Origin of the sequence: Candidatus Halocynthiibacter alkanivorans, assembly GCF_003333265.1 — a bacterium.
Lineage (GTDB): Bacteria > Pseudomonadota > Alphaproteobacteria > Rhodobacterales > Rhodobacteraceae > Halocyntiibacter_A > Halocyntiibacter_A alkanivorans.
This window is the reverse complement of sequence record NZ_QOLB01000168.1, coordinates 1-24,160: the sequence shown is the minus strand read 5'-3', so window position 1 is coordinate 24,160 and position 24,160 is coordinate 1. Positions and strand designations below refer to the sequence as shown.

The window sequence follows — 24,160 nt, the reverse complement described above, 5'->3', positions numbered from 1 at the left end:
CTGAGACCAGCAGGTGCAGCGGTGCGGCGTCTTCTTCGACATTGGCAAAGCGTTTGGCGGCATTTCAAAAACGTTGTCGGTATTGTCGTCATTCACTGTGGACACTTCTGCGATCAGAACATCCACGCCCTCGCCCCAAAACGCATGCCACACCCCCGGCAGCAAAGTCACGCTTTCACTGGGGTCGAGTTTCAGCAACCCACCGGCCGGCAGGGTCACCATTTGCCCGTCCACCGGCACCGTCACACCGCCCGTGCGGTCAATCGATCCGTCCGCGTTGGGGGCAAACAATTCAAGCACCAGCCTGCCGCCGCCCTTGTTGATAATATCCCCGGCCTTGAGGTTATGGCGATGCATCGGCGAAATCTGGTTCTGACGCGAGATCATGATTTTTTCCGCATATAACATGCCTCGCCCGGATAGCAGACCGGCCTGAATTCCGTTGCGGGTGGTGAACAGAAACAGGCCGAGTTCATCGAAATTTTCCTGGCCATAATCGGTGATATCCCAACCCATGCCACGCTGTTGCAGAATCCCTGCTTCCCTGGATCGCATGACCTCAACGCTCCAATACGCAAAGGGCGGCAGGATATAGCCAAATGAGCGAATGAACGCGTCGCCTTCGCGCAGGATCTCATTATTACGGGAGCGTTTCATCGGATTTTCGTTCTGCCAACACCTTCAATAGCAAGGGACAAAACAAGTGAAATTCCACTGATTATCAGGTCCTCGTAAAATCACCCGCCGCCGCAGATGTTAAAACGTCCAGGCCTTACACCTTGACAGAAAAACCATTGAATGGCTGCATTTGAAATTGGTCCAGGCTAGGCTTGCCTGATTGAAGTTCACGGGGAAGTTTTTACACATGCCGCCATTTGAACAACCACTGCTGAATCCTTCGCCTGAGGTTTCTGACGAAATACGCAAAACCACCTGTTACATGTGCGCCTGCCGCTGTGGCATTGACGTGCATCTGCAGGATGGCAAGGTCAAATATATCGAGGGCAACAAAGACCACCCGGTCAATAAAGGTGTGCTCTGCGCCAAGGGATCTGCCGGCATCATGCAGCATTATTCGCCGGCGCGGCTCAAGGCCCCACTTAAGCGGGTTGGCGAACGGGGCTCTGGCGAATTTGAAGAGATCAGCTGGGACGAGGCGCTGGACATCGCCGCTGGCTGGCTGGGCCCGATCCGGGAGAACAATCCCAGCAAACTGGCGTTTTTTACCGGGCGGGATCAGTCGCAATCGCTGACCAGCTGGTGGGCCCAGGCCTTTGGCACCCCCAATTACGCCGCCCATGGCGGTTTTTGTTCCGTCAATATGGCTGCGGCCGGGATTTACACCATGGGCGGGGCATTCTGGGAGTTCGGAACCCCGGACTGGGAACGCACCAAATTGTTCATGATCTTTGGCGTGGCGGAAGATCACGACAGCAATCCGATCAAAATGGGGCTGGGCCGTCTGAAAGAACGTGGTGCCAAAGTGATCGGGGTGAACCCTGTACGCTCTGGGTATAACGCGATTGCGGATGAGTGGGTGGGCATCACGCCTGGCACCGATGGTCTGTTTATTCTGGCACTGGTCCATGAGCTGCTGCGCGCCGGCAAGGTCGATCTCGAGTATCTGACACGCTATACCAACGCGCCTTATCTGGTGAATGGCGACGAAGGTTCGGCAGAATCTGGCCTGTTCATGCGCGACAAGGACGGCAAACCACAAGTGCTGGACCGCGCAACCGGCAAACCGGTCGCTTTTGACAAAAAAGGCGTGAAAGCCGATCTGGCTGGCACGTTGCGCAAAGGCGGGGTCACCCACCGCCCGGTGTTTCAACTGCTGGCCGAGAAATACATGGGCGCGGAAAACGCCCCGGCTGCGGTTGCGGATCGTTGCGGGATTTCCGCAGACCGTATCCGCCGGATCGCCGCCGAACTGGCGCATGTGGCCTTTGAGGAAGAGATCACCATCGATCAGCCCTGGACCGACTGGAAGGGCGAAAAGCACGAGAAAATGACCGGGCGCCCGGTGTCCTTTCACGCCATGCGCGGGATCTCGGCCCATTCCAACGGGTTCCAGACCTGCCGCGCGCTGCACCTGTTGCAGATCCTGCTCGGCTCAGTCGAGGTGCCTGGCGGATTTCGCTTTAAACCGCCCTACCCCAAACCGGCCACGGCGCATCCCAAACCCCATTGCGCCGCGTGTCCCGGCGAGGTGTTGAATGGTCCGCATCTGGGCTTTGTGCAGGGGCCGGAAGACCTGATGTTTGACGACGACGGCAATGCCGCGCGCATCGACAAGGCCTTCACCTGGGAAAACCCGATGTCCAGCCACGGTCTGATGCATATGGTGATCTCCAACGCCCATGCAGGAGACCCCTACAAGATCGACACGCTGTTTATGTATATGGCGAACATGTCCTGGAACAGCTCGATGAACTCCGGCAAAGTCATGGAGATGCTGACGGACAAAGACGAAAACGGCGACTATGTTATCCCGCGCATCATCTATTCTGATGCCTATTCCAGCGAGATGGTCGCCTTTGCCGATCTGATCCTGCCCGATACCACCTATCTGGAGCGGCATGACTGTATATCCATGCTGGACCGCCCCATTTGCGAGGCCGGGGCGATGGCCGACAGTATCCGCTGGCCGGTGGTCGAACCCGAGCGCCCGGGCCACGCGGGGGTACGCGGTTTTCAGTCGGCGCTGATCCAGCTTGGGGCAAAACTTGGCCTGCCGGGCATGGTGAATGAGGACGGCTCAGCAACCTACCAGGATTACGCCGACTACATCCAGAACCACGAACGCCGCCCCGGTGTCGGGCCGCTGGCCGGTTTCAGGGGCAAGGACGGCAAGGGCAAAGGCCGCGGCGCACCCAATCCGGACCAGATCCAGGCCTATATCGACAATGGCGGATTCTGGATTGACCATATCCCCGATGAGGCGCTGTATTTCAAACCGTGGAATGCCGCCTATCAGGACTGGGCGGTGGAACGCGGTATTTTTGACAAACCGGAACCCTATCTGTTTCAGATCTATGTGGAACCAATGCGAAAATTCCAGCTCGCCGCAGAGGGCCACGGCGCACACCAGCCGCCCGATCATCTGCGCGCACAGCTCAAGGTCGCGATGGACCCGTTGCCGGTTTGGTATCCCCCATTTGAAGAGGGCGTGGTCGATCCGGAGGAATTTCCGCTGCATGCGCTGACCCAGCGCCCGGCGGCTATGTATCACAGCTGGGGCTCGCAAAACGCCTGGCTGCGGCAGATCCATGGGGTCAATCCATTGTATGTTTCCGGTGAGATCTGGCAGGAACATGGCTTTGCTGAAGGCGACTGGGCCTGGCTATCCTCGCGCCACAGCAAGATCAAAGTGCCGGTGGTGCGGATGGATGCGCTCAATGCCCGCACTGTCTGGACCTGGAACGCCATTGGCAAACGCAAAGGCGCCTGGGCGCTGGATGAGAAAGCGCCTGAAGCCAACAAAGGCTTTTTGCTGAACCACCTGATCAATGAGCTGCTGCCACCCAAAGCAGATGGCATGCGCTGGTCCAACTCTGATCCCGTCACCGGACAGGCCGCCTGGTTTGATCTGCGGGTCAAAATCGAACGGGCGGACCCCGGCGACCAGGTTGCTGAACCCCAAACGCCCTCGCAGAAATCACCCGTCGGCCAGGGGCCCAAAAACGTCAGCTACGGGGAGCAGTTCTGATGACCACATTGCCGCAAAACACCGGGAAAAAACTGGGACTCGTCATCGATCTGGACACCTGCGTCGGCTGTCATGCCTGTGTGATTTCCTGCAAAGAATGGAACACCTCCAACTATGGCGCGCCTCTCTCAGATATGGATGCCTATGGTGAAAGCCCCGAGGGCACCTTTCTCAACCGGGTCCACACTTTTGAAGCCAAACTGGCGGACAAGCCCGCCCAGATCGTGCATTTCCCAAAATCCTGCCTGCATTGCGAAGACGCCCCCTGTGTGACGGTCTGCCCCACCGGGGCGTCCTATAAACGCGTCGAGGACGGTATCGTTCTGGTCAATGAAGACAATTGCATCGGCTGCGGTCTCTGCGCCTGGGCCTGCCCTTACGGCGCCCGCGAAATGGACGCGGCGGCCGGTGTGATGAAAAAATGCACCCTGTGCGTTGACCGGATCTACAATGAAAACATCCCCGAAAAGGACCGCGAACCCGCCTGCGTGCGCTCCTGTCCTGCCGGGGCGCGGCACTTTGGCGATTTCGCAGATCCTGACAGCAACGTCTCCCTGTTGTCTGCCGCCCGTGACGGTCTGGAACTGATGCCGGAACTGGGCACCAGGCCGGTCAACCGCTACCTGCCGCCCCGGCTCAAGGACGACATCACCGACAGCAGTTCAATCGACATTCTGGCCCCTCTGCTTGATCCCATGCCGGAAACGGCCTCCGGGTTCCTCGGCTGGCTGGACAAAGCCCTGGAGAAATTCTGATGCACCCTGCCCCCTCCGTCATCATCTTCACCGCCCTCTCCGGACTTGGTTTCGGCCTGCTGACATGGCTTGGCTTTGGATTTCCCGAGGTCAGCGGCGCTACGGCTTTTGCAATGTTCTTTGTGGCGTTTGCGCTGGCTGCCGGCGGCTTGCTTGCGTCCACCTTTCACCTCGGCAATCCGCAACGCGCCCTGAAAGCCTTTAGCCAGTGGCGCAGCAGCTGGCTGAGCCGCGAAGCGGTTCTGGCCGTCGCGTCCCTTGGCGTCATGGGCCTCTATGCTATTGGGCTGATTTTCCTGAACAGCACCTGGCAGTTGCTGGGGGGGATTGGCGGCGCCCTGTCGATCACAACCGTTTTCAGCACCTCGATGATCTACGCCCAGATGAAGACCGTGCCGCGCTGGCGCATGCCGCTGACGCCGGTGCTGTTTCTGACCTATGCGCTGGGGGGCGGCGCCTTACTGGCCGGCCAGGTGCTGACGGCCTCGCTGCTGTTGCTGGCGCTGAGCGTCCTGCAGTTGATCAGCTGGAAACTGGGAGACCGAAGGTTCGCACAGGCCGGCTCAACCATTGAAACCGCCACCGGACTGGGCTTTCTGGGTCGGGTGCGGTTGCTGGAAAAACCCCACAGCGGTTCCAACTATCTGATGCGCGAAATGGTGCATGTGGTGGGGCGGAAACATGCGCTGAAACTGCGGGGCATCGCCCTTCTGACCCTGGGGATTATCCCGGCGGCCCTGCTTCTGGTGCTGCCGTTCAACCACATTATCGCAGTGGCGGCCGTCGCCAGCCATCTGCTCGGCTTGTTTGCCGCACGTTGGTTGTTCTTTGCCGAAGCGGAGCATGTTGTCGGGCTGTATTACGACCAGAGGCGGGTGGGCTGACCCAGCGTCATCGGTGGCGCCGCCGATTTTTACAATAAATACAAAGAGATCGCATGCCAGGGCATGGGAACAAACTATAGCGCAGCATGTGCAGGCCCCCACCAAATCTCGACAAAATCTTTCTTATGGCAAAAATGTCGATAAAAATATTGCAATAAACTCCGTATACCGTATTTTCGACGGATAAATTCAGCGGAGGTTACACATGTTCAGATTACCAAAACTCACGGCAACAGCCGTAGCACTGGTCTTTGCAGTCACATCAGCTTCAGCCCAGGAGCTTCGCATCGGGACCGCCAGCCTTGGCGGCGCATTTTATCCGATGGGCCAGGCCATTTCTAATCTCGTCAACGCCTATGCGGGCGATGACATCTCGATGGTGCCTGTGGTCACCGGCGGATCGGTGCAAAATCCGCGTCTGATCGACAGCGGGGATGTCGAGATTGCGATCACAAATAACAATCTTGCGGTGCTCGCGCGCAAGGGCGTCGGTCCCTATAAATCCGGCCCGATCGATGTGAGCGCTGTCGCAGCCCTGCACCCAAGTGTCCTGCATATGGTGGTGCTGGAAGGCTCTGATATCGAGACCCTCTCTGATCTGAAAGGCAAACGTGTCGCGGTAGGCCCTGCCGGCGGTGGTACGCTTGGTTTTCTGAATTTCCTGCTGCCGCTCAACGATATGAGCCTGGAAGACATGACCCCCAGCTTTCTGTCCTATTCCGACGGGTTTAGTCAGCTGACCGACGGCAATGTGGATGCAGCATTTGCCCTGTCTGGTTTTCCGGCCGGCGCCGTGATGCAGGCCGCTGCGGGCAATGACCTGAAATTCATCTCCTTCCCGACGGGTATGCTGGACAAGGCGATCGCCAAAAATCCGGCGTTCAAGCCTGTTGAAATCCCGGCAGATGTCTATGGCACTTCGGAGCCCGCCACAGTGATAGGCGTCAACAATATGCTGGTTGTACCCACCTCGATGGATGCGGACCTCGTCGAAAAAATTGTGACTGCCATCTTTGACAACATTGTCGAATTCAGGGCTGAAAACGCCAATGCCAGGCAGATCGACCCGGCGATGTCACTGGACCTGGCCATTCCGTTGCACGAAGGTGCAGCCCGCTACTTTAACAAATAACGCCTGCAACAGTGATACGAGACCGGCGCTGCCCGGTCTCGTGTCCGGCGCATAAGGAGCTTTTCAGAAGTGCTGTCCCTCCCCGATCTGAAACGATTGCCCGTAAAAACAATCCTGATATCCGCCGCCGCATTCTGCCTCGGTCTGTTCCATCTGCTTGTTGTGTCGGGCGTGATATTCATTTCGACCATGCCAATGCGGCTGATCCATGTGATGCTGGCCTTTTGCCTGCTGTTCGCGCTCAAACCGGTTACGGCCCGCATGGCGGGTTCCCGGTTCAACATCATTCTGTCTGCCGGGCTGATCCTGGCCACGCTGCTGTCCACCGCCTGGATGCTGACACGCTGGAAGCCGATCGCCTTTAGTGGCGGGCTCACCGAGCCCGGTGACTTTTATGCCGGCCTGGTGATTATTGCGCTGGTCTTTGAAGCCGCGCGGCGTGGCGTCGGCAACATTCTGGCCCTCATCACACTGGTCTTTTTCAGCTACCCGTTCCTCGCCCCCTGGCTGCCGGGCGTGCTGCAGGGTCGCGGTTCAAGCCTGGAGCGGATCGTGCTGTTCCTGACCACCGACACCCAGGGGGTCTACGGTATTCCGATCGGCGTTGCCGCCACCTATATCATCGTTTTCACCATCTTCGGCGCGTTGCTGTCCCGCTTTGGTGCCGGTGACTTTTTCTTTGAAGTTTCGGTGCGTCTGACCCACGGGCTGCGCGCCGCCAGCGCAAAATCTGCGGTGTTGTTTTCAACCCTGATCGGCATGGTTTCCGGCTCTGCCGCCGGCAATGTGGCGGTGACCGGCACTGTGACCATCCCGATCATGAAACGTGAAGGTTATGCACCCCATCAGGCCGCCGCGATCGAAGCGCTGGCCTCAACCGGCGGCCAGTTGATGCCACCGGTGATGGGCGCGGCCGCCTTCATCATGGCCGAAATTGTCGGTGTTCCCTATACATCGGTGATGACCACAGCCCTGTTGCCGGCATTGTTATTTTTCGGCTCTGCCTTTGTCATCGTGCATCTGCAGGCGGTGAAATCGGGCATCAAACCGGCGGTGACACCGCAAAGCGACAGCCGGCCGCTGCGCCTTGTGCTGCTGCAGGGCGTGCCGTTCATCGCCACATTTGCGACCCTGATTACGCTGATGCTGCTGGGCTATTCGCCGTTCAAAGCCTCGCTCTGGGCCATTTTCACCCTGATCGCGCTGGACCTGGTCTGGACCCGTAAGCTTGACCGGGCGTTTGTGGAAAAAATTACCGGAGGCATCACCGAGGGCGCGAAGGGCGTGGTCACCATTTCCGCCGCCTGTGCCGCCGCCGGGATCATTGCCGGCACGCTTGGTGTCACCGGTCTGGGCTCCAAAATTGCGCTGCTGATTGATGTGGCCTCGGGCGGATATCTGTTGCTGGCGCTGGTGTTTACGATGATCACCTCGATCATCCTGGGCATGGGCCTGCCGACCACAGCCGCCTATCTTATCCTGGCAACAGTGGTGGCACCGGCGCTGGTGAAAATGGGCGTGCCGGTGCTGACTGCGCATTTCTTTGTGTTTTATTATGGCTGTATCTCGACCATCACGCCGCCGGTTGCGCTTGCCTCCTATGTGGCTGGCGGTATCGCCGGCGCCGATATCAACAAAGTCGGCTGGACCGCCGCCTCCTATGCCACCACCTGCTTTGTGCTGCCTTTCGCCTTTATTTTCGGCCCTGGCCTGTTGCTGCAGTCGGGTCTGCTGGAAAACCTGATGGCGGTGGTGACCGGGTTTGCCGGCATCACCGCCATCGCCATCGCGGTGATCGGCTGCCTGTACCAACCGCTGAGCTGGCGTGCCCGGCTGGTGGCCGGCACCGCTGGTCTCAGCCTGCTGACGCAGAGCTGGCAGACCGCCGTCCTTGGCGCAGCCCTGCTGGCGGCCCTGATCTTCACCGAGCGCGCCAAACAGAGCGCGCCTGTCCAGACCCCATAAGGAAACCTACAGATGTCCCGAAAATTCAGACGCGTTGTCACTGGCCATGACCAGCAAGGCGTGGCGGTGGTGGAGTCAGACCAGGTCGCGTCCCATGTGCTGCAACGGCCCAACCGGCCCGGCGTGACGCTGACAAACTTCTGGCTGACCGATCAGACTCCGGCCGAATATGATGGCCCGACCGAGACCTGCGGCGGTGATTTTGTGCTGCAGCCGCCGGCCAATGGCAGTGTCTTCCGCTGCGTTGAATTCCTGCCCGAAGACCCCGAAGTCATGGCGAAACTCGACGGGAAATCCGCGTTTTCCGAAATGGGCGCTGGCGACAATATTGTCGAAAACGCCCGCCACCCGTTCATGCACCGCACCAACACTGTGGACTATGCGATCGTCATGAGTGGCGAGATTTATATGTTGCTTGATGAGGACGAAGTGCTGCTGAAGGCCGGCGATGTCGCCGTGCAGCGCGGCACCAACCACGCCTGGTCAAACCGTGGCACAGAGCCCTGTGTCATCGCATTTGTGCTGGTGGACGGGGTGACGCAAAGCGACGCGGCACCCGATCAGCGCACCGGCATTCCGGCGCGATAACCGCGGCGCAGCTGTGCTAAAACACTTTCCCGCCCGCGTTTCCCGTGCGCAGAAGGGAGACGGGCGGCGGCCTGCGCGTTCCGCGCAGGCCGCCGCCCGAAGCGCGCTTGATTGAAAACTCCCGCCCCCAAGGCTCCGGACCGCCCATGTTTGAGACCGCGTCAAACGGCGCCGGTGCCGCGACCTGGTGCAAGGGGAGCGTCAGACTATTTGCGCGGCTTGCCCTTCCAGGTGCCCAGCCAGCGCACAAAGCGCGACCAGACGCCGCTGGCGCGGTCTTCCGCCCCGGCCATCGCCGCACTGGCATTGTCCACCAGCGGGTCAATCATGCGCTCGCGGAATTGCATCCACATCCGCACCACCAACAACAGGCCCAGCGCCAGCAGCACCAGGATCACGATATTCAGCCAGGGCACCAGCACCACATCCGGCCCCGCCACCGGCTTCACGCCCACCGCATTGGGGTAGATGGTGAAATACTCGTTGCGCCAGCCATAATGGCTGATGGCCACCCACTGCGGCGCTTCTTTGGTGGAGACAAAATCGCGCGCTTCCGCCTGCAGGTTGGAACTGTCGAGCTTGAAATAAGGCGGCCAGCCCCAGCCGGTGTCCTCATTGCGGAACACCATCGGTTTGCCGTTGGGGTAAAAGGCCTCGATAAAACGTACGTCCCGGTTGGCCTGGGTTGCCGTACCGGTATCAGCCGCGGCCCAGAAGATTGAATTGCTGCCAAAATCCACCCGCCGCACTTCGGTATTGGTCACCCGCACGATGTCGCGCTGCGGCAGCGTGTAATGCAGGAAGGAAAAGATCAGCAGGGCGATCAGCGCCATCAGCGCCAGTTTTACTTTACGCATGTGTCCTCACATGAAGTTGGTAACATAGAGCATCACCGCCACCACAATCGGCGGGACAATGAAAATCAACAGAATCAGTTTCTTGCGCGGCCCCTGGTCATACTCGGCCAGCCCGGCACGCACGAAATCGGCCCTCTCCCCGGCCTGCCCTTCGGCATGCCAGCGTTTTTCAAGCTTTTCGCGCCGAACCGAGCGGGAGTAAAGGCTGACCAGCACAAAAAGCACGCCCAGCGCCAGATACCCCATAATCAACAGCCGTATCGCTCCGATCATTTGCCCCTCCTGCGGCTGCGCCCGATCGCGCCCCAGGGCCCGACCTGTTCAATACGCGTAGGCTTGCGACGTTCCCGTTTTTTCGGCTCGCTCACCTCGCCCGGCTCGCCGCCAAACAGCGCTTCGCGCACCCCGGCCTTGTCCTTTTGATACTCCGTATGCAGGAAGTCCGCCACAAATCCGCGTTTGCCGTCAGACCAGCTGCGGTAACGGGTGTAAAACAGCTCTTTGTGGCAGATGAACAGCTGGCGGATGTCCAGCGGTGCCAGTTCGGCCAGCAGCCGGTTGACCAGATCGCGGTCTTTGCCGGGCCTGGCGCGCAGAGTGTAAAAATAACCGCCATGTTCCGAGGTGATCTTTGGCCATTTGCCATCCGCGCTGGCCCAGCGTTTCAATGCCGCCAGCGCGTGGAATTCTTCCGGCAGATCCGCGCCCAGCTTTCGCGCCAGCTGGCGCAACTCGCGCTTTGAGGCCTCGCCCAGATCATAGCCAAGCCCGGCGGCGGTATCGACCAGGATGAAATCCATCTTTTGGCTCAGGATCTGTTCCGCGTCCAGCCCGCGCGCCTGCACCACCGGTTCCACCAGTTCGTTATCGGTGAGGAACTTTGCAATCTCGTTGTGGTCGCCCATCGTCAGACCGCGCACCCCCGGCAATCCGTCCGGCAGATCACCAGCGGCGATCACCACCGGCCGTTTGAGGTCGCGAAACACATAGAGACCGCCAAAATGCGCGGTCCAGTAGTTGCCCATCTCCTGACTCAGCCGCGCCAGTTTTACCGGGTTGGCAACCACGTCGCCGGTGTCGCGCGCCATATCGATCATCTCACCGATCAGCGCGTCATCCCACCAGGCGTCCGGCTCGCTCTGGAAGCGCGCGATCAACGCGGTCAGCTCAGTCGCGCGCGCCACATGTGACTGGGTGGTGTCCGCCTCCACCGTGATCTGGCGGATGTCTATAAGCCGCGCGGGGTCCGACACATCAAACACAGAATTTTCCAGCTCGCCCGCCACCGCATCGCGTGTGGTCAGCGCAAAAAGTGCCGCCTCGTTTTCCGCAATGAAACGCCGCATGATGTCGCGCGAATTGGAGAACTTCGCCTCCAGCAGGGGCGCCGATTTCTGCGCGGTGGACAGCAGGATAAACTGCCGGTTGCAGCCATTGGGATTGAGATACAGCGGATCATTCAGCTCCTCACCCACCTCGGGCGAATACCCCGAAATGTCGACATAAAAATCGGTGAGGCAGGTCTCCCGCCCGCTCAACGCCTTTAGCGCCCGGTTATAACGCTCCACCAACGCCGGGCTGTCCACATGCACCAGGTTGCCAAACATCAGGCCTTTTTGAATGAGACGGATCATAGGGCGGGGTCCTTAGTATACGAATCTCTTATAGTCCGAAGTGCAAGGGACCCAGATAGGGCCACTATCCAACCTATTGGAATGTAGCCCATGTCTAAGATGCTACTACTCGGATCACACATACCAATTTCACGGTTATAACCTCCCGCAGCAACAATCACCGCTATACCCCAAAAAAGACCAAACGAGAGAAAGCCAAACACACACAGCATTCCATTTTTGAAAAGCACGACAATTGATTTTCGCACAAAGGTTCCTGAACCCTGGCTCATTTTCTGATTGTACCGCCATACGATCAAACTCATTATCAGCATGTAGATCAAATCAGTATAGACGACGAAGTAACAATTCACACCTTCCCTCGCAGATAGCGCCGTTTCGCCTCTTCCATCCGGCCCATGTCGCGCACGGCGGCCTCAATCGCCACCTCGTCCGATTTGTCAGCATAGCGGAACTCACTGTCCGCATAGCGGTTGATCTCCTGCACCACCATCTCCACCGTGATCGGCTGGGTCATGTCCCGGATCATCAACAGCTTCTCGTCATAGCTCTTGAACAGGAACAGATCGGGCTGTTCCATCCATTCGTCCGGCAGCTCAAAATCCATCGCCCGCACTTTGACCGCATCGGTGATGTTCTTGATTGCGCGGCCAGTAAAGCGCGGATCCGCCTGCTGGATCGCCTTCAGATAAGACCCCAGTTTCGCCACCGTATCCAGCGCGCCGATGTCCGCCTCGACCTGATCCCAGACCGCAAGCAAGCCCGCCTCCCTGGGACGTGCATAACCTTCAAAACTCGCCGCCACCGCGCTTTTGATCTGCTGGGCGGCAAACAGCTCGTGCGCCCCAAGCGGGATAGCGTGGTTCTTGCCCATCAGCAGCGCCAGAATGTCGATGTAATCCTCGCGCGTTTGTGGCCCGTCGACCAGAAACCTTGCCCCGGCGCGCTGGCGCAGCGCATCGTCCACGTTTTCCGGATAGTTGGAAAACATCCCAAATGTGCAGTTGCCGCGCACCACAGTGCCGGCGCCGGCAAAAGCCTCCATGAACACCGCCGTGACCTCCTGCTGCCCGGCGCTGGACTGTTTGTCGCCGCGTTTGCCGGCGATCTGGTCAATGTCATCAATGGTGCCAAAGCCGATCACCCCGGGGTCGAGCACATTGGTAACAAACGCCTTGGCATTCTGCCCGGATTTGCCCTGATAACTGTCGATCTGATCGATGGAAAAGTTCTGATAGCGGAACGGATAATCCGCGTTCTGGCAATATTCATTCACCAGCCCGGCCATCATCTGGATCAGGGTGGTTTTGCCGGTGCCTGGCGCGCCGTCGCCCATAAAGGTGAAGATAAAGCCGCCCAGCTCGGCAAACGGGTTCATTTTGCGCGAAAAGTCATAGGCCATCAGCATTTTGGACAGTTTCATCGCCTGGTATTTGGCGATATGGTTGCCGACCACCTCATTGGGTTTCTTGAACGCCATCGTAAGCGCTGCGCCGCGGGTCTTGCGGCTGGGCGAAAAGCCCTGCAGCGTCAGATCATCGACCTCGACCCGGTAACTGGCGCTTGCAAAAGCTTCCAGACGCGGCGCGTTACCTGCCCGCAGAGCCACTTTCTCCATCAACTGCTCGGCAAAAGCCAGCACCGTTGGCACCAGCTTAGGCAGCTCATCGGCAAAAGTCGCCAATTCCTGGTCCAGTTCCCACAGCGCCCCGTGCAAAGCGAGCGGCGCATTGTCGGTCAGCACCTCTTCCACCGCGCCGATCTCGACCTGGGTCTCGCTGGCATGGCTGGCCAGCAGAAAGCCCGTGGCATTGGCAAACGCAGCCAGCACTGCCAGCGCTTCTGCCGCCAGCAATTCGGTAAACTCGGCGCGTTTCACCTCAGCCAGGCTGTCTTCCAGATTGGCGCGTTTCAACGCCGCAAGCCCGGTGGCCTCGGAAAACTGATCGCCCAGCGCCAGCGCGATCGCCAAAGCGCGCCGCAGCCCCTGCATCACCACCGCCTGCTCCGCCGAGACCAAAGCGTCGCCGCCGTCAGAAGCCTCAATACGTTCAATCAGCCGCACCCCGTCGGGCCGCGCAGTGGAGCGCGTTACCAGCCCAGGCGTGGTGGAGCGAAACCGCCGCCGGGTACCGATGCCGCTGGACCGCTCCGGAGCAGATTTGGCCGGCGCCATATCTTTGGCCCGCGCCAGGCGCGGTGTGTGGTCAAACCCGCTCAGCAGCGCAGTCGCCACATCATACCGGGCCCGGATATCCTCTTCGCGCAGCTCCATCTGATTGCCTGGCACATTCATATAACTTCTCCTCAAACGCTTCTGACTTCTTTTTGGCTTAAATATCCGCGCCGCAGGCATTCTGCTTTTCTGCCCGCCAGACGCCCCGCCGCCCCGACACTATTCAGCCAATACGCAAACCCTGATCACCGGTAACTGATCACCCGGCCACCGGCGCCAACCACAAATTTACGCACTTCGCGAAAGCCGGGTGGATTGCTTTCAGCCAACGCCTGATAGGGCCGTTCCGGCAGAATAATCGCCCGTTCGGTGCGGGTGGTGCCGGTATCAGCGCCACGGCCGGAAAACGGATCCAGCGCGAAGATTTCCCGCTCCACGGTGCTGAACCAGCCGGATTTCTCAACCTCAACCCGGTCTGACAACAACTCCTCCATGGTCCAGGCCAGCGCCCAGTCCTCGCCCTCAGGCGCATGGGACTCTGTCAGCACCTGCTGCAGCGGCCCCGATTGCCGGGTAAAGGCCGAGGAATACATCGGCCCCAGATGAAAGCGGCGCAGGCGTTTGGGGTGCAAATCGTCAAAATCACGGTCAAAGCCCTGGGCGATGGTCAACAGTTTCAGCCCGCCCAGCGACTGGCCCATCAGATGCTGCTGCACTTCCGGCCAGCGGGTGCTGTCTTTGGGCAGCGCCACTTTGCCAGTGTCTTCCAGATCCATCAGATAGATCACCGGCAGATTGACCTGGCTGTCATAGACTGCCCAGTGCAGGGTAAAGCGGCGCCGTTTGCCCTCATTGCCCTGCCAGATCGTTTCCGGATCATTGCGGGTCCAGAACAGGTCGCCGCCCTGCAATTCCTGGTAATATTTGCGCTGCGCCAGCGCGAATTGCAGCCGGGTCGGCACCGAGAGATTGCCGACGATCTGCTGCACCATATCCGACTTTAACGCCGCCTCACCGGGCATATTGCGCAGATGACGCTCCGCCTGTTGCGCGTCATTGGCCATGCGCAGCAGTTCCGAGCTGACCGGAAAGCCGCTTTCGCGTGCGTCAAACTCCAGCCGCTCAGCGCCCTCGCGCCCGGTCATCAGGTATTTCATCGACAAGGCGCGGAACGTACGCGCCAGCGCCTGGATATACCCCCCCAGAATCGCCACATCCTGTTTGCTCAGGCTGCGGTCCTGTTCCATCAGGGCCGCCACCCGCACCAGATGGCCGGTGATGCGCTCAAACTTGCGAAAATAGCGCCGCGCCGCGAATGTATCGGTGACCGCAACATGATCGCGTGTCAGCTGGTCTTTGACCTCTGATGTCATATCGCCCCCCCTGTTCCACTATCCACTGATTGCCAGACTGGCTGCAGTCACCGGTAGAGGCAGCCGCAATAAAGAGCGCCGCGGCCACCAGACCCCACCCATTCAGGAGCCGTAAAGATTCTTGTCGTGCTGCTCGACGATCTTCTGGAAGCGCCGCGCAAAGCGTTCGTCTGCCTTGGCCTTCTGCTCCAGCACCTTGCGGGCAAACACCATATTGTCCTCATGGGCTTCCATCATATCCGCCATGCGCGCATTGGTGGCGGTGCCGATCGCAGCCATCGCGGCCTGAGCTTCTTTGTCGGTTTCAACGCCGATCTCGTTGATCCGGTGCGCCACATCCTGCTGCTGCGCGGTTTTGAGCGACTTGCTCAGCGCATCATAAAGCACCACCCGCTGCTTTGTATCTGTCTGCAGCTTGTTGATCAGCACCATCTGCGTCGCGGCCTGGTTCTGCAGTGAATCGACCCAGGTTTTACCCTTCTCGATATAACGTTCCAGCGTCTGGGATTTCGCCAGCTTGACCTGCTCGTCCTGTACCAGCGCGTTATACTGTTTGTTCAGATCTGCCAGTTCGGTTTCGAGCCGGGTGCGCGCCGCCGCGTCCTGCTCCACTGAGATTTTACCTTCCAGCACGATAATATCCGGGTCCAGCGCCAGAATATCAGCGCGCAAAGCCTCCAGCTCGCCGACGGTCATCTCCCGCTCGTCCAGCGTTTCCGTCAGGTTGACCTCAACCTTGTCTTTCTCGCCGTTCAGCACGTCTAGCTGGCTCTGCAGCAGCTGCACAATCACATCGGATTTGCCAATCAGATCCTGCAGCTTGTCATCAATACTGGCCGAACGCATCCGCTCCTGGCGCATCGATTCCGATTTGCCCCGGGCGAAAAGACCGACAAAGCTTTCCCAGCCGGTCTTGCTGCGCATCTCCTCAAAGTCTTTGGAAAAGCCAGCGGTGACATCGTCCAGCCCCATGATCAACTCGGCGATATTGGCGTTCATCGCCTCCGTGTGGCTGTGCACATCTTCCAGCGTGGCGTTTTCAATGTCGATCTCTTCACCCGCCACCAGCTTTTGCCGCGCCGCATTAATTTTGCCCGAGATCTCGGAAATGCTCGCCTGGGTCTGCGCCACTTGTTTGCGGCTGTCTGCAATCTGGGTTTCAAAATCTGGCATCACGTCTCCTTACCATTTCAATAGCTTGCATGACATATAGGTAATGTTGTCCCTGTTTACATCATACCAGCTCAGGTTTTCGAACCGCCAGGCGCATTAATTATTCTGCCTGCGGTCGCCACCACTCCGCGGCAATTTTGCGCCAGTCGCGCGCCGGCATCAACCGCAACATGCCCCCGAATCCGGGGAATTCCGTGCAATTTGTCAGGAAACTGCGGCGCACTGGGTCCAGACAGCCACTTTTGCCCCCTGCAGACCGCAGGCGGCGCGGATCCGCGCTGCTCAGCAGGGCGAAAAACCCGCGCTGACTGAAACCGCTAAATCCTGTAGGGTTCACTTATGGACGGCAAAAGGAACGCGCTATGACTTCCGATACCCAACCCAATTCTTCCCAGCCCGATACAGCCCAGCCCAATGCTGCCCAGCAAGACTACTGGGGCTCCGCCCCGGGGCAGAAATGGATCGAACACGAGACCGTTCTGGACGCCGCATTTTCAGATGTGCTTGAGTTGCTGCTGCGCCGCGCCGACCTGCGCCCGGGACACAAGGTGCTCGACATCGGTTGCGGCACCGGCGCCAGCGCCCTGGCTGCCGCCCGCATCACCAGACCCAAAGGAAACGGGCAGACAGGGCCCGGATCTGACGGCTCTGTGGACGCACTCGATATCTCGCCGGCCCTGCTGCAGCGCGCCCGCGACCGGGCCCGGGATCTGGACATTGAAAATCTGACCTTCACCCGCGCCGATGCCCAGACCCACCCGTTTGCGGACTTCCACTATGACCGGGTGATTTCGCGTTTTGGGGTGATGTTTTTTGACGATCCGGTCGCCGCCTTTGGCAATATTGCCCGCGCAATCAAACCCGGCGGCAACATGGTCTTTGTCGCCTGGGCGGGCCTGGCGGCAAACCCGTGGTTTGCAATCCCGCGACACGCGGCTGTCGCCCGTCTCGGTGCACCGGAAGACACGGCCCCCACCGCCCCCGGCCCTATGGCATTTCAGGACCGCGCGCGGGTCTGTGCACTACTGGCACAGGCTGGGTTCAGCGCCGTCAAAAGCGATGAAGTCACAGTGAATCTCATATTCTCCGGCGGACTGGCACAAGCGGCGCCGCTGGCGCTCCGCCTTGGCCCGGCCTCCCGACTCATTGCTGAAAGCAACGCCACAGAGGCCGACACCCAGGCCATTGCTGCCGATGTCGCGCAGGCGTTTGCTGCCTTTGATACAAACAGCGGCACCGACATCCCTGCGACGCTCAATATATTCACCGCCAGCCGCCGCTGATCACCGCAGCGCCGGTTTGTTGACCCGGCCGACGCCGGGGTCGGGCACAGCGCAAGTGTCCAGCCCCCGACCCCGCCACCTTTTTACACAGTATCAGCAACCCGGTGGCGCGCCGCCAAAACCAGTCGCTTTATCATCATGAAATGTGTCACCAGCAACAGCGGCACGACAAATGTCGGGATGTACCAGGCAGAGCGGAAATACGGCAAGACATCCGCCTGACCCAATGCGTTGAACAGATCCGCGACGCCGACCAGGTTAAACACCCACAGCAGTGGCACCATAACCGCCCAACGATAACGGGTCGCAAACAGTACGATGATCGCCAGCAAACCTGAGGCGAAATCTCCCAAGCCGGCCTCAAGCGCAAAGCTCGGCGGCATACCCGGGGCCACGACCTCCGGCACCAGGAACACCAGGCCCAGATGGCGGAACGCATGCGGCAGGGTCAGCAGAAACATCACTTCCGCAAATCCTTTCTTCGCCAGCTGCGGCCGCCATACCCATCCGGCAATCAATGCAAATACCAGGGTGCTCAACACAAACTGCGTCACAAATATCAGTGTCGTTTCCATATATTCAATTCCTTCATTTACGTGTATATACACATACATTACCGCAAAACATCATTGCTCCGCGCTCAAACTCAACGCCGCCAGCACTTCGTTCAACTCCGCCACTCCGGGCACCCCCAAGGCGTCGACTACCCGGGCCTGCGCAGCGCGCCACATTGGCACCGCCTGTTCCACCTTCTCAAAGCCGGCCTCACTCAGCGAAATCAACCGCACCCGTTCGTCCTCCTCGCGCCCATTTTCGATCCAGCCGCTACGCTGCAACGGTCCAAGGTTGCGGGTCAGCGTGGTGCGATCCATGCCCATCACCTCTGCCAACTGGGTCACTGGCATTTCGGGTTTATTCGCCAGCACCGCCAGTAACGTAAACTGCGTCGCCTTCAGTCCGCTGGGTTTCAACGCCTGGTCATAATGCCGCCCCACGGCCCGCATGGTGCGACGCAGATTGGCATTGGCGCACTGGCTCAGTTCACTCAGAAGTATTGGTGCATCGTTTCTCATAGCGTGCATATACACATACATTCACCAAAGTTCAAGACAACTGCGAAATATTCACCGAACCAGCCTCGTCTTATATTGAGCCTGCCCGGATTATCCGTTACCCAGCACGCTTCGCCAACGCAGACACCCCGCACAGACAACCGGACCGACCCTATGACCCGACCCTCTCAGACCCTTGGCATCGACTTTGGCACCTCCAATTCCGCCGCCGGTATTTTACTGGCTGGCAGCCCGCATCTGATCGAGATCGAGCCCGGCGAAAAGACCCTGCCAACCTCGGTGTTTTTCGATTTCGACCGCCGCCAGCCGATCTACGGCACCCATGCCAATGCGGCGCTGATCAATGGGGATGAAGGCCGTTTCATGCGGGCGCTCAAAAGCATCCTCGGCACCTCGCTGATGCGGGAAAAGCGTCTGATCCTTGGCGAACGTATCGATTTTATCGACATCATCTCGCGTTTTCTGAAGCTGTTGAAGATCCGCGCCGAAGAGGCCTGTTATTGTGACTTTGACACCGCGCTGTCCGGCCGTCCGGTGCTGTTTCACTCTGACAGCGACAGCAAAAACGCCCAGGCGGAAAAGGATCTGCGCGACTGTTATCTGGCCGCCGGCTTTAAAGACGTGCGTTTCATGTATGAACCCGAGGCCGCCGCTCTGGCCAACCACCAGCATATGGCACCCGGCAGCCTTGGGCTGATCGTGGACATTGGCGGCGGCACCTCGGATTTCACCGTCTTTAAACTGGATGGCGCCGGATCCTCCAGTGGCATCGACATTCTGGCCAGCCATGGCGTCCGCATCGGCGGCACTGATTTTGACCGCCGGCTTTCGATCGACAACGTGATGCCGCTGCTGGGCAAGGGCAGCCAGATCCGCGACGTGTTCGGACCCGGCACCAGCACCGCGCCCAATGCGATATTCCACGATCTCGCCACCTGGCAGAAAATTCAGTTCCAGTACAATCCCGACGCCCGTCGCGCCGCTGCCGAGCTGGAAAAAATGGCGGTGGAGCGGGTGCCACTGCAGCGGTTGAACACGGTGCTGAACGAGGAGCTCGGCCATGACATCGCCTTTGCAGTGGAGCGCGGCAAGATCCACGCCAATACGCCGGCACACCCCGGTGCCAGGATCGATCTGCGCGCAGTAGAGCGTCACCTGGGCTGCGATCTGTCCCATGATTCGATGACACAGTCGCTGACACCACTGGCGGAAAAGATCAGAAACTGCGCCGTGGAAACCCTGGACCGCGCTGATGTCACCCCGGATCAGATCGGCTCGGTCATTCTTGTCGGCGGCTCCAGCCTGATGGGCATCATCGAGAGCACCCTGTGCCAGCTGCTGCCTGAGGCCACAGTGCAGCGCACCGCCGCGCTCACCGCCGTGGTCGACGGGCTGGCGATGGCCTCCGCCACCGCCTTTGAGTGAGCCGCCCTGTGTGCCCACACCCTTGAAACAATAAAAAGACGACCCGGAGGGGAGGACTCCGGGCCGCCTGCGGACCTTTTTGCAAGGCCCGGGTTGGGTCCTGATGTTGACCCGGTCTGACTGCGCCGGAGCGCGGTGGATTTACACCTCGGTCACGCGCGCTTCCACGTCACCGGCACGGGCGATCTCGATGCGGCGCGGCTTCAGTGCTTCGGGCACTTCGCGCAGCAGTTCGATGTTCAGCATCCCGTTCAGATGGGTGGCGCCGGTGACCCGCACATGGTCGGCCAGATGGAAACGACGTTCAAATGCGCGGTTGGCAATGCCCCGGTGCAGATAAGCGGTTTTTGCCTCCTCAGCGGCTTTTTTGGCCGAGACGATCAGGGTGCTCTCGCGCTGCTCAATGCTGAGGTCAGCCTCGGAGAACCCGGCAACAGCGATGGAAATCCGCCAGCCAACATCTGAGATTTTTTCAATGTTATAAGGTGGGTAGCTGGGCTGAGACACGTCGTTTCTTAAGACGCGGTCCATCAGATCAGCGATCTGGTCAAAGCCAACCGTGGCACGGTGCAGCGGGGCAAGATCAAATGTACGCATAGTGGAATCCTTTCAAAGCGAAACCAGTAAATGCCTGCCCAAACGGGCCAGGCTATCAAACCGGACCCGCATTCGGCGTCCGGTGATAATCAGGTATGAAGGATTCTGCGGCTTTCAAGGGGCCCGTTCAGGGCCGGATGAATTTTGCGCCGCCCGCCGCACTGCCAGCGCCACGCCCGCTGTTCACTTTGATGCGTTTTGCCCCTTGTGAGGGCGCCACGACCGGGCTGTCCCCGACCCGCATCCGGGCTTGCAGCCGCTCTACGGTTTTGGGCAGTTCCATGCCAAATGCGCGGCTCTCGCCTTTGCTGTTGGTGCCTATGCCCGACACCAGCGACAGAATGCGCGCCCGGTTGCCATAGGCCACAAACACCGGCGCGCCGGAAGAGCCGAACGTGACTTCACAATCGAACATAAACAGACCGGAAGTACGGTTTGTGATCTGACATTCGCGCTGCCGGGACAACACTTCCTCTCTGCCGCGCCCATAGGAGGTGACGCTGACCCGGTCGCCGGGCCCTGCCTTTTCCATCACCCGGAACGGCGCCGCAATGCTGGTGGATATCCGCGCCGAGAGCCGCAGCAGTGCCACGTCGCGCCGCACCATATCCCCGGTGATGCTGCCGCCCGGCTGTTGCACATAACCTTCGGCAATCACCACCCGCGCCACGTCGCGTTCTGCCACGGATTTGCCGTTGCGGTAGCCGGCGCGAAACCGCAGCTGCGACGCCGCAACCGGCGCATCGCCGCCAACTTCAGTGACACAATGCGCCGCCGTCAAGACCAGGTCAGAGGCGATCAAAACCCCGGTACAAAAGCCCTTTTGCGCCATGTCCAGCCGCCCGACCGCTTCCCAGCCCATCATCTCGCCGCTGCGATCCAGCGCCACCAGACCGCTGCCGGCCAGCAGCGGGGCGCCGGCCAGAGGCAGCAGAACCGCCAGCAGAGCCAGGGCCTTGCGCAAGCCATTGCGCCTGGCCCTGCCCTGCTGATTGCCCACGTGTTTACCCGGCAGCCTGCCCACCGGCTTACGCTCCGAACTGCCTGCCGACCAGCGCGCAGACCGACAGTCAGACCAGCATGCAGACTGGCACGCAAACCGGCATGCAGACCGGCACGCGGAGATGCTTACCGGCCAGAACGGCCGCCAGCGGAGGCGCATGTTATTGCACGCCCGCCAGGATCCGCCGTTTTGGCAACACCCGGCTCGCCACGGTAAGCGGCGCGGCCTTGCCGCTCTCAAGCCGCTTCAACAGCATCTTTAGCTGCCGCAACGGCTGTTCAAGCGTGGTGCCAATGGAGATTTTGCGTTTGCCCATCTCTGCCTTGGCCGCGACCACTGAAACGATCTGCGGCGTACCGTTAATCATTTCAAACACCGGTGCACCCGAGGCCCCGAAGTCGACGTCACAGCTGGTCACCAACACACCGGCCTGCCGCGCAATTACAGAACAAAGATCCTGCAATGTCGGGCTCTTGGCGCGTTTCAGCGAAAATGCCACCACCCCGACCTGATCGCCTTTTCTCGGCGTTGGCGCGGTGTCAAACGGCACGATTGATGCATTCTGCATCGGCTGATCCAGCCGCAGCAACGCCAGATCTGATGCCACCCGCATCACTCTGTTGTCACCGGTATAGCCAAATTCAGGATGTGCCAAAGCCGTGCGCACGCCGCGGGTCTCGGTTGCCCGCCCCCGCTGCCATCCGGCCAGAAACTCGATCTCATCCGGGCGGTATGCCCGTCCTGTGTCCACATCATACAGGCAATGCGCCGCTGTCAGAACCAGATCCGATTCTATCAACGCGCCTGTACAAAAGCTTTTGCCACCAAAGTTGAGACGCCCCACCGCCTCCCATTGGCCACTGTCAGCTTCACTTAATAATACCCGCGACCCCGTGACATTTTCTGCACGGGCGGGCAGTGCAATGAATAGTATATAAAGCACGATCCATAATCGATACATATACAAGGCCCCCCTCACTCACCGTCCTAAGGCCTAGGCAATGCTTGCGGCAGGATTATGGCACATCCAGGGACAAACCATGTGGCCTGGGCCCACCCGTGGCCCAGTCCAGCAATTCCACCGTATGCACCACAGGAATCCCAGTGCCCGATCCGATCTGCATCATGCAGCCAATATTGCCGGCGGCGATCACCTGAGGTGATTTCGCTTCCAGAGAGGCCACTTTCCGCGCTTTTAATTCTCCCGATATTTCCGGCTGAAGCAAGTTATATGTGCCGGCAGATCCACAACATAAATGCGCGTCCGCCGGCTCCACCACAGTGAACCCTGCCCGTTTCAAAAGCGCTTTTGGCTGGACCTTTATCTGCTGTCCATGCTGCAGCGAACAGGCGGCGTGATAGGCCACTCGCAGATCTTTGTCGCCCGCTGGCATCTCGAGCGTAGCGAGTAACTCACTGATATCCATCGCGATTTTTGACACACTTGCAGCGTCATCTGCCAGCGGATCATTGCGGAACATATGGTGATAATCCTTCACCGTGGTGCCACAACCACTGGTATTGATGACGATGGCGTCCAGCCCCTCGCCACGCATCTCGGCACCCCAGGCCGCGATATTGGCGGCAGCAGAGCGGTGGGCCCCATCCTCCATTCCCATGTGATGGGTCAGCGCCCCGCAACAGCCCATGCCACGCGCAATCACCACCTCACAGCCCAGCCGGCGCAGCAGCCGGATACTGGCATCATTTATATCAGTATTTAACGATTTTTGCGCACAGCCTGTCATCAATGCGATGCGTTTTTTGCGCTCCCCTTCGGCCTTAAACACCTGTGGCGCATCATTAGGGCTGCGTTTTGGCACTGTTTCCGGTGCCATCTCCAGCATCGCCCGCAATCGGGGGTCGGGGACGAATCTGCGCAGTGGCCGCCCTATTTTTGCCATATAGAGCGCCGCACGGAAGCGTCCGGAGTGCGGCAGGACCTTTGCCAGCGACCAGCGAAGCATGCGCTCCATCAGTGGCCGCCTGTATGTTTTCTCGATATGAACGCGGGCATGATCAATCAGATGCATATAATGCACGCCCGAGGGGCAGGTGGTCATACAGGCGAGACAGGACAGGCAGCGGTCCAGATGTTTGACGGTCTTGGCATCCGCCGGCCGGTCGTTTTCCAGCATGTCCTTGATCAGATAGATCCGCCCGCGCGGGCTGTCCAGCTCATCGCCCAGCACCTGATAGGTGGGACAGGTCGCGGTGCAAAAGCCACAATGCACACAGCTGCGCAGGATGTCGTTGGCCTGGGCAATGTCCGGGTCCGCCAGTTGTTCTTTGGTGAAATTCGTCTGCATGTCCTGATCCTTACCCCATCAATCCGGGGTTCAAAATTCCGCGCGGGTCAAACTGTGCCCTCAGACCCCGACTGATCGCTGCGAGCGGCGCCGGCTCGGGATGGAACCGTGCAAATCCACTGCCGCGCACCAGGGTAGCATGTCCGCTCAGCCCGCCGCCCGCCGTAGCCTCAGATGCCCCCGGAAACGCCGCCAGTTCAGCCCGCAGATCGCGGCCCTCACGC

The 24,160-nt window shown here is 59.6% G+C and carries 20 protein-coding genes and 2 pseudogenes; 8 read left to right on the top strand and 14 right to left on the bottom strand.

Annotated elements, in window-relative coordinates; all coding sequences use genetic code 11:
- A pseudogene (locus DWA01_RS22265) lies at nt 1–657 on the bottom strand (D-lyxose/D-mannose family sugar isomerase); the annotation flags it as partial.
- A gap of 208 nt (nt 658–865) precedes the next feature.
- Between DWA01_RS22265 and DWA01_RS22260 the strand changes: the two are divergent.
- From DWA01_RS22260 to DWA01_RS22235, 6 genes are all read left to right on the top strand, one after another.
- Complete coding sequence (locus DWA01_RS22260) at nt 866–3,709, top strand: molybdopterin oxidoreductase family protein (RefSeq protein ID WP_114288000.1); 2,844 nt, start codon at nt 866–868, stop codon at nt 3,707–3,709.
- Entirely contained in the window at nt 3,709–4,464 is a 756-nt protein-coding gene (locus DWA01_RS22255; protein WP_114287999.1) for a 4Fe-4S dicluster domain-containing protein, read from the top strand. Before DWA01_RS22260 ends, DWA01_RS22255 begins: the two co-directional genes overlap by 1 nt.
- Entirely contained in the window at nt 4,464–5,348 is an 885-nt protein-coding gene (locus DWA01_RS22250) for a dimethyl sulfoxide reductase anchor subunit family protein (RefSeq protein ID WP_114287998.1), read from the top strand. Before DWA01_RS22255 ends, DWA01_RS22250 begins: the two co-directional genes overlap by 1 nt.
- 205 nt (nt 5,349–5,553) lie before the next feature.
- The gene (locus DWA01_RS22245; RefSeq protein WP_114287997.1) at nt 5,554–6,480 is read left to right on the top strand and encodes a TAXI family TRAP transporter solute-binding subunit; all 927 of its coding nucleotides are present in this window, start codon (nt 5,554–5,556) and stop codon (nt 6,478–6,480) included.
- A 69-nt stretch (nt 6,481–6,549) separates the two neighbouring features.
- Nucleotides 6,550–8,445: a TRAP transporter permease gene (locus DWA01_RS22240; RefSeq protein WP_235008677.1), complete on the top strand. Its 1,896-nt coding sequence runs from the start codon at nt 6,550–6,552 to the stop codon at nt 8,443–8,445.
- 12 nt (nt 8,446–8,457) lie between these two features.
- Entirely contained in the window at nt 8,458–9,033 is a 576-nt protein-coding gene (locus tag DWA01_RS22235) for a cupin domain-containing protein (RefSeq protein WP_114287996.1), read from the top strand.
- Between the two features lie 206 nt (nt 9,034–9,239).
- On the opposite strand, the gene DWA01_RS22230 is transcribed toward DWA01_RS22235, so the two are convergent.
- The 6 genes from DWA01_RS22230 to DWA01_RS22200 form a co-directional block, all read right to left on the bottom strand.
- Nucleotides 9,240–9,890, bottom strand: a complete 651-nt coding sequence (locus DWA01_RS22230) for a DUF1523 family protein (RefSeq protein ID WP_114287995.1) — start codon at nt 9,888–9,890, stop codon at nt 9,240–9,242.
- A 6-nt stretch (nt 9,891–9,896) separates the two neighbouring features.
- Nucleotides 9,897–10,163, bottom strand: a complete 267-nt coding sequence (locus tag DWA01_RS22225) for a hypothetical protein (RefSeq protein WP_200832648.1) — start codon at nt 10,161–10,163, stop codon at nt 9,897–9,899.
- Nucleotides 10,160–11,524, bottom strand: a complete 1,365-nt coding sequence (locus DWA01_RS22220; RefSeq protein WP_114287994.1) for a DUF6638 family protein — start codon at nt 11,522–11,524, stop codon at nt 10,160–10,162. The genes DWA01_RS22225 and DWA01_RS22220 overlap by 4 nt, the downstream gene beginning before the upstream one ends.
- Before the next feature lie 349 nt (nt 11,525–11,873).
- Complete coding sequence (locus DWA01_RS22210) at nt 11,874–13,820, bottom strand: AAA family ATPase (protein WP_114287992.1); 1,947 nt, start codon at nt 13,818–13,820, stop codon at nt 11,874–11,876.
- Nucleotides 13,821–13,945: 125 nt separating this feature from the next.
- Nucleotides 13,946–15,073, bottom strand: coding sequence for a hypothetical protein (locus DWA01_RS22205; RefSeq protein WP_114287991.1), 1,128 nt, complete (start codon nt 15,071–15,073; stop codon nt 13,946–13,948).
- A gap of 102 nt (nt 15,074–15,175) precedes the next feature.
- Nucleotides 15,176–16,246, bottom strand: coding sequence for a hypothetical protein (locus tag DWA01_RS22200; protein ID WP_114287990.1), 1,071 nt, complete (start codon nt 16,244–16,246; stop codon nt 15,176–15,178).
- Nucleotides 16,247–16,608: 362 nt separating this feature from the next.
- Here DWA01_RS22200 and DWA01_RS22190 point away from each other — a divergent pair, with 362 nt between their 5' ends.
- Entirely contained in the window at nt 16,609–17,529 is a 921-nt protein-coding gene (locus tag DWA01_RS22190) for a class I SAM-dependent methyltransferase (RefSeq protein ID WP_114287988.1), read from the top strand.
- A gap of 83 nt (nt 17,530–17,612) precedes the next feature.
- Here the strand turns inward: DWA01_RS22190 and DWA01_RS22185 are convergent, their stop codons facing one another.
- Together DWA01_RS22185 and DWA01_RS22180 are read right to left on the bottom strand one after the other, a co-directional pair.
- Entirely contained in the window at nt 17,613–18,104 is a 492-nt protein-coding gene (locus DWA01_RS22185; RefSeq protein WP_114288002.1) for a hypothetical protein, read from the bottom strand.
- Nucleotides 18,105–18,155: 51 nt separating this feature from the next.
- Nucleotides 18,156–18,602 carry a MarR family winged helix-turn-helix transcriptional regulator gene (locus tag DWA01_RS22180; protein ID WP_160116100.1) on the bottom strand — a complete coding sequence of 149 codons (447 nt, stop codon included), beginning with the start codon at nt 18,600–18,602 and terminating at the stop codon, nt 18,156–18,158.
- A 153-nt stretch (nt 18,603–18,755) separates the two neighbouring features.
- On the opposite strand from DWA01_RS22180, the gene DWA01_RS22175 reads away from it, so the two are divergent.
- The gene (locus DWA01_RS22175; RefSeq protein ID WP_114287986.1) at nt 18,756–20,027 is read left to right on the top strand and encodes an Hsp70 family protein; all 1,272 of its coding nucleotides are present in this window, start codon (nt 18,756–18,758) and stop codon (nt 20,025–20,027) included.
- 141 nt (nt 20,028–20,168) lie between these two features.
- Here the strand turns inward: DWA01_RS22175 and DWA01_RS22170 are convergent, their stop codons facing one another.
- The 5 genes and pseudogenes from DWA01_RS22170 to DWA01_RS23780 form a co-directional block, all read right to left on the bottom strand.
- Nucleotides 20,169–20,624: an Hsp20 family protein gene (locus DWA01_RS22170; protein ID WP_114287985.1), complete on the bottom strand. Its 456-nt coding sequence runs from the start codon at nt 20,622–20,624 to the stop codon at nt 20,169–20,171.
- A 127-nt stretch (nt 20,625–20,751) separates the two neighbouring features.
- On the bottom strand, nt 20,752–21,588 hold the full coding sequence (locus tag DWA01_RS22165) for a trypsin-like serine peptidase (RefSeq protein ID WP_235008676.1): 837 nt from the start codon (nt 21,586–21,588) through the stop codon (nt 20,752–20,754).
- A gap of 199 nt (nt 21,589–21,787) precedes the next feature.
- A complete protein-coding gene (locus tag DWA01_RS22160) occupies nt 21,788–22,588 on the bottom strand; it encodes a trypsin-like serine peptidase (RefSeq protein ID WP_114287984.1) in 801 nt (266 codons plus the stop codon).
- Between the two features lie 55 nt (nt 22,589–22,643).
- The gene (gene glcF, locus DWA01_RS22155; RefSeq protein WP_114287983.1) at nt 22,644–23,936 is read right to left on the bottom strand and encodes a glycolate oxidase subunit GlcF; all 1,293 of its coding nucleotides are present in this window, start codon (nt 23,934–23,936) and stop codon (nt 22,644–22,646) included.
- Nucleotides 23,937–23,946: 10 nt separating this feature from the next.
- Nucleotides 23,947–24,160 (bottom strand): annotated as a pseudogene (locus tag DWA01_RS23780) (hypothetical protein); the annotation flags it as partial.